The organism is Marinobacter orientalis, assembly GCF_004792665.1.
Taxonomy (GTDB): Bacteria; Pseudomonadota; Gammaproteobacteria; order Pseudomonadales; family Oleiphilaceae; genus Marinobacter; species Marinobacter orientalis.
Genome location: NZ_SRZX01000001.1, coordinates 383,586 through 396,628 on the forward strand (window position 1 = coordinate 383,586; position 13,043 = coordinate 396,628).

Consider the following 13,043-nt stretch of genomic DNA (forward strand, 5'->3'; position numbering starts at 1 on the left):
GCAAAAACAAGAAGAGCGCTTATCCAGAATCTCATCGTCAAAGTCCTTACTCAGTAATCTTCGGGCCTGGTGTCGCGTTTCCCGCAACGTCACTGGGTCTCAATTGATATCTGATGACCTATCCCGTCCAGTGGAATCTCATCTACCGTAGCAAGGGAAACCGGATCCAGTACCCAGAGCTTTGCCTCTCCGCGACTGGTTACCAGTATCTGGCCATCCACAGGAGAAACTGCCACGTGGTAGGGAGCCGGTGTCAGTTGCACACTTGTTCGGGAATCAGGCTGGAGCTCTATGCGAACGATTCTTTCATCGCCCTGACTGGTCGCAAAAAGAACCTGCCCATCAGCACTCAGGCCCAGACCATGAGGTGCCTCCCCAATTTCGTAACGTGCAGTGACAGCGCTTTCAGAAAGCTTGAGAGCAACTGCTTCACCGGCGGCAGCGTCATTGATGTAAAGATGATCCTCGTCGGGGGCGAGCGCCATGTGCTCGGGTGCCCCGCCAATGCGGACATTCCGTTTGACGAACCAGTTCCGGGTATCCACCTCGCTAACCGTGCCATTACCGGTATTGCTGACGAACAACGTCTGGCCGTCGCCTGTTACCGCCATATAGTTGGGAGAGGGGCCTGTGGCTATGACTTCAACAACTTCCCCGGAATCCAGGTCAACAACACTGATACTGCCGCCCATGGGGTGTGTGGAAACCGCATAACGGCCATCCGTGGTTACCAGAACGTGATGCACTGGTCCCGGCACTTCAAACACGCTGTCAATTTCATAGGTGCTGGTATCCACCACGTAGATACGCCCCGTACCTGGCTGTTTCGCAACCGTGCCGCCCTGTGCCCCATGGTGCGCAGCATGCTCGTCTTCCGTCACGCCCTCCGGACGAACGGGCTGTTCCTGATTGTCATGGGCCGTCAAACTGCCCACAATAAGGTAGCGACCATCCGGGGTCAGTGCGGAACCATGGGTGTTAATCGTGCCGGATATCGTCGACGTCAGACGATGGCTTTCCAGGTCCATAACACCTATGGAATCTGTCGTCCCCATGGGAATAAAGGCGCGACTACTTCCCGCCGACACTGCCAGTGGTAGACTCATCAAGAGCGCGGCGGTAAGACCTGCAAACCACTGCTTGCGTAACTCGCATTTCATAAGCTCACCTTGTGATCGGAACGACGGAATGATTATTTATCATCGGAGAAGCGACGTTTACGCATTTGCCAACATAAAAATGCTTCACTCTGAGTTGAACATGCCAGCCTGAAACAGAGCTGAAAACCGTTCCGAACGATACGTCGATTTGACGTGGGTCAGTATCAAGAGCCGACGCCCGGCTATAGACCAAAATTCAGATTGCAGCCAATTGCTAAAGTTACTCCCTGACACTGGTGTCCGAATGCACGACGAAACCAAAAACATTCAGCAAACAGTCAATACCAAGGCAGACCGACTCAATCGCCATTGTTACTGCATCACCCTTGACCAAGACGTCCTCAAGTCAACTCTTCGGGATCAATTTTCGGATGCTGGCATCGGTTTCCCCTCGACAGCAATCCCGGAGCTTGATCAGTTCTTCTCAAACACAGCCGTCTTTGTTCCCGAGACTGACATTTTGACAATGGAGAGAATCGTTCAGGCGATCGAGTCGGCAAGTAAACTCCCGTCTTACCTGACACAAGTCTTGTCATGGGCTCCAGACATCGCACAGTTCGATCCCGGCCCTGCCGGGGCGCTTATGGGCTATGACTTTCACCTGGGGCCCGAAGGGCCTCAGCTGATCGAGATCAACACCAATGCCGGCGGTGCTTTTCTTAACGCTGTGCTTGCCCGTGCGCAAAGCCGATGTTGCCACCCACCCGCAACCAGCCCAGCGCTGGACAAATTCGACGACGCTATCTTCGCCATGTTCAAACAGGAATGGCAAAGGCAGCGTGCAGACTCAATGCCCGAGCGACTTGCCATTGTGGATGACGCTCCGGAGAGTCAGTTCATGTTCCCGGAATTCCGCCTGGCCCAACGACTGCTATCGGCCCGGGGAATAGATACCCTGGTCCTTGATCCCAGCGAGTTCGAGTATGCCGATGGTGAGCTTAGAGCCGGCGGGCAACGCATTGACATGGTGTACAACAGGCTGGTGGATTTCGCACTGGAGGCCCCACATCATGAAGCGTTAAGGCGTGCCTACCTCGACGGCGTAGTCGTGTTGACGCCGCACCCCCGGGCACATGCGGTGCTGGCCGACAAACGGAACCTGACCCTCCTGTCGGACTCACAGACTTTGCGGGAATGGGGTCTGGATACGGAGAAAGCGGAGCTACTGGAAAGGGCTGTTCCAAAAACGAGGCTGGTTTCCCGGGATGACGAGACCGAGTTATGGCGTGATCGCCGCGGACTCTTCTTCAAACCCGTTTCCGGCCATGGCAGCAAGGGTGTCTACCGGGGTGATAAACTGACCAGGCGTGTTTTCGAAAACATTCTTGAAGGCGATTATATTGCCCAGGACTTGGTCCCCCCGGGGGAGCGAGGCCTCAAAATTGACGATACCGTGACGACCGGAAAGGTCGATATTCGCCTGTACACCTACGATGGGACCACACTGCTTACCGCTGCCCGCATCTACAAAGGGCAGACCACAAACTTTCGCACCCCTGGGGGCGGATTTGCCCCGATTTTTCAGGTTTAGGTCAGCATTGGCCTAGACGATGAAAAGCTGGGCCGCCAAGCCGATAATAAGCGTAGCTGCAAACGCTGTAATCACCACGATTCCATGCGATGGGTCCGTTGCAGCGGACGCCGACTCCCCCCGCCGGTACATCGGCACGATGATACGCAGATACACCGCCAGCGACAGCACGCTGTTAACGATTGCCACAACCGCCAGCCAGGTAAACTGGACATCGATGGCAGCGGCGAAGAGCATAAATTTGCCGACGAAGCCGGCAAGCGGGGGAATGCCGACCAGCGACAGCAGGAAGATCACCATTGCAATTCCCATGAGCGGCCGTGCACGGCCCAGCCCGCCGAAACCACTCAGGGTTCGCCCGGTTGCGGCGGTAACGGCGAAGGCACCCAGGTTCATGGCCGCATAGGCGGCGGCGAACAGAATGATTGATGGTAATGCAAGCTCACTGGAGCCCACCGCCACGATGCCCAGAAGAAAATACCCGGACTGGGCAATCGACGAATAGGCCAGCAAGCGGATAACGTTATCCTGCACCAGCGCAGCAAGATAACCATAGGTCATGCTCAACACGGCCAGACCCGCGATAACGGCGGTCCAGCCGCTATCGGCGGGCAGCTCGCGAACCACCTGCGTCAGCGCAAACAGAGCACCGACCTTGGGCACCACGGACAGGTAGGCGGCAATCGACAGGGGGGCGCCCTCGTAGGCGTCGGGTGCCCAGAAATGAAACGGAACCAGCGATGCCTTATAGCCCAGACCCACAACAACAGCTACAAACCCGAGAATGACAGCCATCGGCATCGTATCCATGCCCGGCAGATCCGCAAGCAGCGTGGAGCCGGAGGCGCCGAACCAGTAGCTGAGGCCAAAAATCATGACCGCAGTTGTGACCGAAGCAAACACAAAGAATTTCATGGCGGCTTCAGTAGCCGGGTCGGTGTCCGGATAGGCAACCAGGGCGAAGGTCGCCAATCCGGTCAGCAGTGTACCGAGTACCAGGAACATGGTGTCGCCTGCCCCCGCCAGAACCAGGGCGCCGAAGGTGGCAAAGCAAAGCAGACTGTAGACTGTGCCCTCACGTGCGCTTCCGCAAACATCCACCCGCGCCAACAGCATCGAAAGCACCGTAGCAGGTAGCAGGATGAGTTTGGCCCAGGTACTCAGCGTATCGACCCGGAAGCTACCTCCAAACACCGTGGTGTCTGTGCCCACCAGGCGCAGGGTCAGCCCTGTGGCAACGAGCAGGCCGATTACCGCGACGACCAGCGAAATTCGGGGCCGACGCAGCATTTCCGCGATCAGCGCAGCGATGGCCGTCAACAGGACGGCAATTTCCGGGGTCAGTAATGCGAGATCCGGACCCATTACAGCACCAGTGCCGATGTGGTCCGGTGAATGATGTCCAGCACCCAGGACGGCGCCACGCCAGTGGCGACGGTGAGCACCAGCAAGGGCGCCACCGCAAGAATTTCGCGCAGGCTCAGGTCGGGCATCCTGTTCCAGCGCTGCCGGGACTCGCCCAGAAAGGTTTCACGGAGTGCCTTGAGAAAGGTCCCGGCGATAATGGCAATACCCAGAATCACCGCAACCGCGATGGGAGTGGTACCCAGGGTGGCGAGAAATATCTGGAACTCAGCCGGGAAGTGCGCCAGGCCGGGCAAACCGAGGGATGCAAAGGCGGCCAGCACAAAGGACCAGCCAAGCAGGGGGACCGTTTTGAGCAGGCCGCCAAACTCACCCATTTCACGGGTATGGGCCCGCTCCTGAATCATGCCCACCAGCAAGAACAGGGCACCGGTGACCAGACCGTGACTGAACATCTGCAGCACGGCGCCGTCCAGAGCGGTGGCGCGCACCGAGGGATCCAGCGTCAACGCGGCCACGGCGACACCAACGATCACATAGCCCATGTGGTTGACTGACGTATAGGCAACCAGGCGCTTGAGATCCGTCTGTGCCAGGGCGGCAAAGGCGCCGTAAAGCGCACTGACAACACCGAAGACCAGAACGACAACTCCGGCATCGCGGAAAGCCTCGGGGGCCATTTGCAGGGCAAAGCGCACCAGCCCGTAAGTGCCGAATTTCAGCATGATGCCGGCCAGAATGACACTGCCGACAGTCGGCGCCTGAACATGGGCGGCAGGCAGCCAGGTATGCAGCGGCACCGCGGGAATCTTGACAGCAAAGGTGATCAGCATGGCGATCAGCGCCCACATGGCCGCCGCCCCCTGCAACGGAGGATCTGCAATCCAGGCTCGCATGTCAAAGCTGGGTTCGGGGCTGCCGAGGTAAAGCCCCAGAATAGCCAGCAACAGCGGCAGGCTGCCCAGCAGAGTGTAAATAAAGAACATCAGCGCTGCGCGCTGACGGTCCTCATGCCCCCACCCGGCGATCATGAAATACATCGACACCAGGGAGACCTCGAAGAAAACATAGAACAGAATCCCGTCTAGGGCCGTAAAGGTACCGATTGCCGTGGTCTCCAGGAGCAGGACCAGAGCCACATAGGCTCGCGGACGATCGCGGAGAGACGAAGCGTAGATAAGAGCAACCAAAAAAAGCACGGCACTCAGTAGCACCAGCGGCAGGCTGATGCCATCAACCCCGACCCGATAAGCGGCACCGATGGACGGCATCCATTCCAGCTCTTCGACCTGGGAAAAGCCCTGACCACTCACACCCTGCAGCCACATGGCCAGCGCGCCGACCAGGGTCAGCGCGGCACTGGCGATCGCTATGCTGTGCACCGTCCGTGCTGCCGGCTTTGGCAAACACAGAATCAGCACGGCGCCGGCGAGTGGCAGGAACAGCGTGAGGGATACAAGTGGCAGCATGGGTACGGGTTTCCTCTAGAAACTTAATGACGCTGAAAAAAGAATGACAAGTAACACAGCGGTGGCTGTGGCGCTGATAGCCAGACTGTGGTGGATCAGGCCACTTTGCAGGGTTCGCGCTCGCGCGCCCAGACCGCGCACACCGGCCACCAGAGAAAAGATCAGTCCGTTGATAAGACGCTCATCGCCGACCCGCACCTGGCGAGCCACAGCGAGACTTGCACGGCCAGCGCCAAGCACGGCCGCATACAGACGGCCCTCCAGACGATCACATCCCCGGGCAACGGCCATTGCGGGCCGACCTACCCCGGCCGTAAGCCCCCCGCCAACCGCAAGTCCGCGTTGTGCCCATCGGTAAACCGGTCCAAGCAGGTGCGGCGCCGACACGAGCCAGCCCAGTGCCAGGCCGATCACCGCGGCAAGGAGTCCAAGTACCACGACTGAAGTGCCTTCGGCTTCCGCGACAGGCAGCTCAATAATGGCCTCGATGGGACCAAAGGCAAAGCCAAGGACCACGGCCGGAATCACCAGGCCCCAAATGCCCACGCGCATCCAGGCACTGCCGGCAACAGGCTGATTCTCGCCTGAACCTTGCCACAACAAGCGCAAAGCCCGGGCCATGTAGGCGCCGGTCAGCAAAGTTCCCGCCAGAACCAGAGGGCCAAGCCAGGGCGCACCAGACGCCGACAGGGCGGCGGCGATCACCGCATCCTTGGAGAAGAACCCGCTCAGCGGCGGGATGCCGGCCAATGCCAACGCCGCCAGCACGAAGCCGGCGAAGGCCCAGGGTCTGGCGCGGCCAACACCCTTCAACTGATCGAAAGCGGTGCCCCCGCGGGCATGCTGGAAGTCGCCGGCGGCAAGAAACAGAGCGCTTTTGATGGCAGCGTGGGCCAGCAGATGTAACAGCGCGGCGAGCGGGACTCCGGCGCCCACTGCGATCAGCATCAGGCCGTATTGGCTGGCCGTGGAAGCCGCAAGCAGGCGTTTGAGATCATGCTCGGCAAGCGCAATCACCCCGGCTGCAACAGTGGTGATACCACCAACAAGCCCGACGGCGAACAGCACCTCGGGAGTCAGCAACGGGGCCGACCGGATCAGCAGAATAGCGCCCGCCGCCACCAGCGTGGCCGAGTGCAGCAACGCCGAGACTGGTGTCGGGCCGGCCATGGCTCGCATGAGCCAGTCCTGCAGGGGAATCTGTGCCGACTTGCCCATAGCGGCCAGCAGCAACAGAAGCCCGGCAGCGGTCGAGACACTACCGCCAGCCTCCAGGGAGACAGCAATCTCACTGGTACCTGCCGAGCCAATCAGCAGGAACACCGCAACGTAAAGCCCCAGATCGGCGCTGCGGGTATACAGGAACGCGCGACTGGCTGCATTGGCGGCTTCGGGGCGCTGGAACCAGAAGCCGATCAGCAGGTAACTGCACAACCCGATCAGCTCCCAGGCCGCCAGCAGCAGAATCCAGTCGCCCGCCAGCACCAGCGCCTGCATGGCGGCCAGGAACAGGGACATCACGGCATAAAAGCGCGCCTGGCCGGACTCCCGCCTCATGTAACCGACGGCATGGATCAGCACAAATGTACCCACCGTGGCCACCGCCACGGCCAATAACGAGGTCAGCGGCCCGGGGACCAGTCGCAGCGGCATGTCCGGCAGACCGGGCAGAAGCAGGGTTTCGGCCTGACCGTTGGTGACCCGAACCAGCAGCCAGAGGCTTCCTGCCAGGCTGAGCGTTGCGCCAGCCAGGGCCAGCGCAGGCAACCCACGGCGCAGTATCAACACGGCCAGGGCGGCGATCAGCGGCGGCAATATCGGCAGGACTACTGCATTCATCCTTTAAGGTCCTCCGCTTCTTCCATTTCTACCGAGCCCCTGGCGCGGAAGCGGGCGATGGCGACGCCGAAGCCAACTGCCATCTCCAGCGCCATGACAGTCATCACCACCAGCACAAACATCTGGCCGGAATAGGCTTCGGGATGCAGAAAGCGCCAGAAAGCGACCAGGTTCACCATCGAGCCCGCCAGCATCAGCTCCACACCCATCATGATCATCACCAGATTGGTCTGGGAGAGCGCGCCATAGAGGCCAATACCGAACAGGATTGCGCCGGTCAGAAGCGCCACTATCAGAACTGCGGTCATTCCGATGCCTCCGTGTCGTTTTTACTGGCCGGGTTTTGCACCGGAATCGCCACCGCAGTGGCCGCGATCATCGCGGTCAGGATGGTGATGCCGGCGGTTTCGAAGATCAGCATCGAGCGGCCGAGCAGTTCCATGCCCAGCGCCCGTGTCTGCGCTGCCGCGTCCGGCACCTGATCCGCCGCGGGGCCCCAGTCGGAAAGTAGCGCAACGGCAATGGCAATGACGGCGGCACTCACCCCGGCACCAATAGAGAAGCGCTTCTGGTGGCTCATGTCCATACCGCCAAGCCCGCCGGGATCCATCATGAACATCACCATGAAGATAGCCATGATGCTCATCTCCGTAGCCATCATCATGATCTGCAGCACGCCCAGGAATTCGGTCTGCATCGCCAGAAACATGCAGCCGACGGCAGTCTGCGAAAACAGCAGCGCCAGCGCCGAACGAACCATGGATGAGGTGCGAAACACCACCACGCCGAAGCCGATTGCGGCGAGCCCGAAAACGGCAACAAAAAAAGCCTGAGCGTACATTATGGAACCACCAGAACCAGTAAACCGACGATAATGATATTAACCAGGGCCAGGGGAATCCCCAGAGTCCAGCACCACCGCATCAGATCCGCCTCGCGAATGCGCGGCAGATAGCGACCGGCCAGCAGCATCGACATGGCCACCGCCAGGGTCTTGATGAGGCTCCAGGCCCAGGGTGGCAGCAACGGCCCGTGCCAGCCGCCGAGGAAGAACACCGTGGTCGCGGAAGCCAGCGTAACCACCAGCGTCAGTCGGGCCAGGCGCAATACCGCCAGGCGCACGCCGGTGTATTCTGCGTCCACGCCTCCGGCAAGTTCCCCCGCGGCGATCGGCAGATCGAATGGCGCGCGGAACGCAAGTGCCATGGCGGCAATGAAAAACAGCACGAACCCCAGCGGCTGGTAGACGATGTTCCACAGCCCCGCCTGGGAGCCAACGATCGCGGTGTTCACCAGGGATTCGGCGCGCATGGCCACGGCCGTGATGGGCATGACAATCAGCATGGAATAGGCAATAAGCTGGCCCAGAAAGCGCCAGCCGCCGATCATCGCGTAGGCGCCATCCGGCCCCCAGCCAGCCATGATCAGCGCGACCAGCACATAGGCCAGGGCGGCGTTGATGAACAGCGCACCGGTGCCCAGGTCCGCGATGATCAGGTCTGGCGCCAGCGGCAGAACTGCTGCGCCAAGTACCGCGACAACCAGGAGCAGCACCGGCGCGGCCTCGAAAAAAACCCGGTCGGGCGAGCGTGGCACAATGGATTCACGGCCGAGGTGAGCGAGACCGCTGAGCACGGGTGCGGCCAGACTGAGACGGCCAGTTGTCGTCCAGCCCTCAATCACAGCAAGCAGCCAGGCACTGCCAAACAACGCCATCAGTACGACAGCAACGGTCACGAGATTACCTCCCACGGCGAAAGGTCAAGTGACCCGACCGCTACCAGCGCGTCGCCCAGTTCCCGGCCCTCCACAAGCCCCGCAACCAGGCCTATATGGTGGCTGCAGGCGGTATCCAGCCGGTAAGACTTCACTTGGCCGCGCTCCAGTTTCAGGCTCAGACGGGCCTCGCCACGCGGCGTATCAACGGTTGCCTCACCTGTCCCGGATACATGACCGATGTTGCGCAGGGCCGGCAGCCTGGGTTCCTCAGCCTCCTTGATAAGGTCGAGGCTGGCCGATATCTCGCTCAGGCGTTGCCAAAGTCGTGCCCAGGCATCCCCGCCTTCATCTGCAGCACGCACTATGGGGCCGCGCAGCTCGGTAGAGTCCGGGGGCAGCATACCGATCCCCCTCAGTCGTGATTCAAGCAAAGGCGTTCGACCGAGACGGGCAGCCAACGCTCGCAGCGCCGGCTCCAGCTCGGTAAGTCGCTCTCGGCTGGCACTCTGAATCTCCAGTTGCAGAGTCGAAGCACGTTCCGTCAGCCAGGCGAAGCCAAGCTGACGTCCCAACTGAGCCAGCCAACCAAGGTGACTGGCGATGCGCTCGCGTTCAAGGGCGGCGGCCCGGGGCCCGGCGGTTGCAGGATCGTCTTCCAGACCAGCCACACGCTCAATTGCCAGGCATGCCAACAGACGGTAGCTCACCGGCGCCAGCGGCATTGCAGTCGACAGATGTTCGAGGAAGGTCTCGACATCCATATCCATATCCATACCTTCATCTTCACCCGCAGTGCTCATGCCCACCAGGGACATCGCCTGCCCCTCGGTTACGCCGTCGCCATCCAGCGTCAGCGTCAACTTCAGTCCGCCGGGCAAGCCGGGGAAGACCGGACCGAACGGCACCTCAAGCCAGTCCATTTGCAGGCCGTCGGCGCTGCGCGGCAGATCCTTGGTCACTTCGATCATGGACATGAATCCCGAGCCACCATGATCATGCCCGCTGTGGTCGTGCTCACCGTGATCGTGGCCGGCATGTTCATCTTCATGATCATGGTCCCCGTGCTCATGCTTCTCGTGCTCATGGTCCTGATGGCCCTGGTGCCCATGATGCTCGTCATCATGGCAGTGCTCGTGCTCGTGCTCGTGCTCGTGCTCGTGCTCGTGCTCGTGCTCATGATGTTCGTGATCATGATGATTTTCATGCTCGTGGCCGTGCTCAGGGGTCGATTCCCCGGCTTCGCGGGCTACCAGATCCATGCCGCATTTGGGGCAGCTGCCCGGCTCGTCTTCGACAACCTCCGGATGCATGGGGCAGACATACTCGATGCTGGCGTGCAGAACAGATGAATCGAAGTCCTCCGGCGAGGCTGCAAAGGCGCCCTCAGCCAATGCCCGTTGCAGCCGACCTATGGCTTCGGTCAGCTCCTCCTGTGAGAAACCTGCGGAAATATCGGCGTCAGGCAAAGTTGACGGTGTCTGTCCGCCCACCATGAGAATGGCGCGCGGCCGGGGCATCTGCGCGTAGAGCACCGCCGCGGCATCGCCCATTTTCTCTGACAGCCCTCCGATAATGAGGAGTACGCCCGCATCGCGGGGCGTAGAGGAGATGCGCATGCCTGCAGCCTTCACGTCCAGGCCATGAGCAAGGGCCACTTCCGGCCCCGGTACGATCAGGCAGCTCAGGTTGCGCGCCAGGGCCCGGGAGACCAGCTTCTGCAGCACTGAAGACCGCTTCTGTCGAGTGCCCGTTGCGGTTATTGACGGATCGGATGTCATTGCCGTCTTAGCGCCCCCTGACTCCATCCGTAAAGCAGGCCGAGAAAGAGAATGGCAAGAAACACGCCCATATCAAGCAAAGCAACCAGCCCTACTTCCTTGTACACGACTGCCCACGGATACATGAAAGCCATCTCCATGTCGAAGGCCAGGAACAGCAGTGCATAGCCGTAGTAGCGGGCGTGATAGCGCCCCCATACTGGATCCCGGGACAGTATTCCCGCGCTTGCCGGCACGTCCTTGCCCGGCTCACGGCGAGTCCGGCCCATGCTGCGGGCAACGCCGTAAAGGCTCAGAACCACACCAACGGTGCCAAGCGCTATGCCCAGCAGCAGAACGTATTGTTGCGTAGCGCTCATAGTTCCTCCCACTTACTTTCCACGCGGCCGTGAGATACTGATCCGCTAATGTCCCGTCTGGCCAGTACAAGTCCAGACAACAAGTGTAGACGCAGACTCACCCTCCTTCAATGACACCAATCCGGTAAGACTCAAGGCGCGCAGCGGCACGCGGGCTGTGGGGACGGCCATTGCCCTTGTCCTGCCACGCGGAAGTCGCCTCTTTGCCGCACCAGCGGGTGAAGGTTTCTTCCTCTGTCGGATGACTGGGCAGATACCCGGTAAGGTCATACACAACGCCATCAATCACTTTCCAGCAACTGCTGGCACTGTCATGTTCTGCCACCTGATCAAGGCGATAAACCGTCTCGCCATTCCCACCCTTATCACCATCCTCATCGGCAGGTTGTGAGTCAGGGCTGCGCTGCACCATGTTCACAACCACCAGAGTCAGCAGCACACTGACAAAGGCAACAAATCCGGTATAGGCAATCCGGTTACTGGTCATAGGAAGTCAAAAGCCTCCGTGTGAATGCGGTTGGCAGGCACACCTTCATGCCTGAGCAGGGCCTGCAGATGGTCAATCATGCCGGGTGGCCCACACACGTAAACCTCGCGCTCGGCGAAATCCGGGCAGTGTTGTGCCAGATAGTCCCGGGTTATTGCACCCTCCTCATTCATGTAATGGGCGAAAACCGTAAAGGTGTCGCAGGCTTCGGCGATGCGGACAAGTTCATCCAGGTAATAGGCCCGTTCGGGCCGGTTGGCCAGGTAGAACAGACAGACATCGAGACCTGCGGCCGCACCGGACATCCTGTCCCTGGCGCCAGACACAAACGGTGTAATGCCAATGCCGCCCCCCAACCAGAGCTGTTTTCGCTGCGACCCCGGCGGCCCGGAGCCCGCCGTCTCAAAAAAAGTCCCATAGGGGCCCTCAATGCGAACTTCAGCACCCGGTTTGATATTCACCAACGCCTGAGTGGCATCCCCTACCGCTTTGATGCCTATCCGCAGTTCATCATCCCCCGCGGCAGAGGCAATGGTGTAGGGGTGTTCTTCCCGATACCCGGCCGCCAGTGAACGGTCCATCGGCGTCAGGTAAACAAACTGGCCGACCTGCCAGCGAATCCCTTTACCCAGGGGACGCAAACGCAGTTCCACCACATCGCGGGCAAGGGTATCGACTTCGTCGACCACATAGGGTTTCCTGGCAAGCCACGGCGATAACAGCTTACGCCAGGCAATGGCCGCCAGGGCCAGCGCTGACAGCAGCCACCACACCCAGGCCACCGACGACAGCGTCAGGGTATGGATCAACGCAAGAACCAGCGCCGGCGCGGACAGCAGGTGCAACCGCTTCCAGTGCTGATAATGCAGGGTGCCAAAAAAATCGAGGGTGGGCGCGATGAAAATAAGCATGGTGACAAAGGCTGCCCAGCCGGCCCAGACCTCCCAATCACTGAGGGGCGGGAACACGGTCTCGATACTGCGGCCAATCGAGAAGGGCAAGGTGGCCAACGCCAATAGCAGCACATGGGCCATCACCAGCATGAAGGCGGAAAAACCCAGCCAACGGTGTATGGTCCAGACCCGCACCAGCCCACCAAACCACGGATCCGTACCGGGAATACGGGCTGACAACATGCCTGCCAGCAGAAACGCGGACAGGGCCAGAACCCCGACCAGTTCCGCCAGAGAATACAGCCAGGCCTGACCGCCCCAAGGCAGGCCCGGAACGGCTACGACAACCGGCAGTAGAAAAACACCCAAGAGCAGGACATCACCCGGATACCCTTTGAGCCTCATAATTCTTCTCTGTCAGTGGAGCGGATCACCGCCCTTTC

Annotated in this window: 12 protein-coding genes; 1 reads left to right on the forward strand and 11 read right to left on the reverse strand. The window is 60.3% G+C overall.

The window, feature by feature from the left end; all coding sequences use genetic code 11:
- Positions 1-89 precede the first annotated feature (89 nt).
- Positions 90-1,160: a YncE family protein gene (locus DIT72_RS01870; RefSeq protein WP_135953500.1), complete on the reverse strand. Its 1,071-nt coding sequence runs from the start codon at positions 1,158-1,160 to the stop codon at positions 90-92.
- A 529-nt stretch (positions 1,161-1,689) separates the two neighbouring features.
- Here DIT72_RS01870 and DIT72_RS01875 point away from each other — a divergent pair.
- The gene (locus tag DIT72_RS01875; RefSeq protein ID WP_228260707.1) at positions 1,690-2,691 is read left to right on the forward strand and encodes an ATP-grasp domain-containing protein; all 1,002 of its coding nucleotides are present in this window, start codon (positions 1,690-1,692) and stop codon (positions 2,689-2,691) included.
- 12 nt (positions 2,692-2,703) lie between these two features.
- On the opposite strand, the gene DIT72_RS01880 is transcribed toward DIT72_RS01875, so the two are convergent.
- From DIT72_RS01880 to DIT72_RS01930, 10 genes are all read right to left on the reverse strand, one after another.
- A complete protein-coding gene (locus DIT72_RS01880) occupies positions 2,704-4,056 on the reverse strand; it encodes an NADH-quinone oxidoreductase subunit N (protein ID WP_135953502.1) in 1,353 nt (450 codons plus the stop codon).
- Positions 4,056-5,525, reverse strand: coding sequence for a complex I subunit 4 family protein (locus DIT72_RS01885; protein WP_135953503.1), 1,470 nt, complete (start codon positions 5,523-5,525; stop codon positions 4,056-4,058). The genes DIT72_RS01880 and DIT72_RS01885 overlap by 1 nt, the downstream gene beginning before the upstream one ends.
- Before the next feature lie 15 nt (positions 5,526-5,540).
- On the reverse strand, positions 5,541-7,364 hold the full coding sequence (locus DIT72_RS01890; RefSeq protein WP_135953504.1) for an NADH-quinone oxidoreductase subunit 5 family protein: 1,824 nt from the start codon (positions 7,362-7,364) through the stop codon (positions 5,541-5,543).
- Positions 7,361-7,672 carry an NADH-quinone oxidoreductase subunit NuoK gene (gene nuoK / locus DIT72_RS01895; protein WP_135953505.1) on the reverse strand — a complete coding sequence of 104 codons (312 nt, stop codon included), beginning with the start codon at positions 7,670-7,672 and terminating at the stop codon, positions 7,361-7,363. Before nuoK ends, DIT72_RS01890 begins: the two co-directional genes overlap by 4 nt.
- Entirely contained in the window at positions 7,669-8,205 is a 537-nt protein-coding gene (locus DIT72_RS01900; RefSeq protein WP_135953506.1) for an NADH-quinone oxidoreductase subunit J family protein, read from the reverse strand. The genes nuoK and DIT72_RS01900 overlap by 4 nt, the downstream gene beginning before the upstream one ends.
- Complete coding sequence (locus tag DIT72_RS01905; protein ID WP_135953507.1) at positions 8,205-9,101, reverse strand: complex I subunit 1/NuoH family protein; 897 nt, start codon at positions 9,099-9,101, stop codon at positions 8,205-8,207. Before DIT72_RS01905 ends, DIT72_RS01900 begins: the two co-directional genes overlap by 1 nt.
- Complete coding sequence (locus DIT72_RS18390; RefSeq protein WP_228260708.1) at positions 9,098-10,861, reverse strand: heavy metal-binding domain-containing protein; 1,764 nt, start codon at positions 10,859-10,861, stop codon at positions 9,098-9,100. Before DIT72_RS18390 ends, DIT72_RS01905 begins: the two co-directional genes overlap by 4 nt.
- Positions 10,858-11,220 (reverse strand): NADH-quinone oxidoreductase subunit A, encoded by a 363-nt coding sequence (locus DIT72_RS01920; protein ID WP_135953509.1) that lies wholly within the window; start codon positions 11,218-11,220, stop codon positions 10,858-10,860. Before DIT72_RS01920 ends, DIT72_RS18390 begins: the two co-directional genes overlap by 4 nt.
- Before the next feature lie 97 nt (positions 11,221-11,317).
- Entirely contained in the window at positions 11,318-11,707 is a 390-nt protein-coding gene (locus DIT72_RS01925; RefSeq protein WP_135953510.1) for a cytochrome b5 domain-containing protein, read from the reverse strand.
- Entirely contained in the window at positions 11,704-13,005 is a 1,302-nt protein-coding gene (locus DIT72_RS01930) for a ferredoxin reductase family protein (protein ID WP_135953511.1), read from the reverse strand. The genes DIT72_RS01925 and DIT72_RS01930 overlap by 4 nt, the downstream gene beginning before the upstream one ends.
- Between the last annotated feature and the right edge of the window lie 38 nt (positions 13,006-13,043).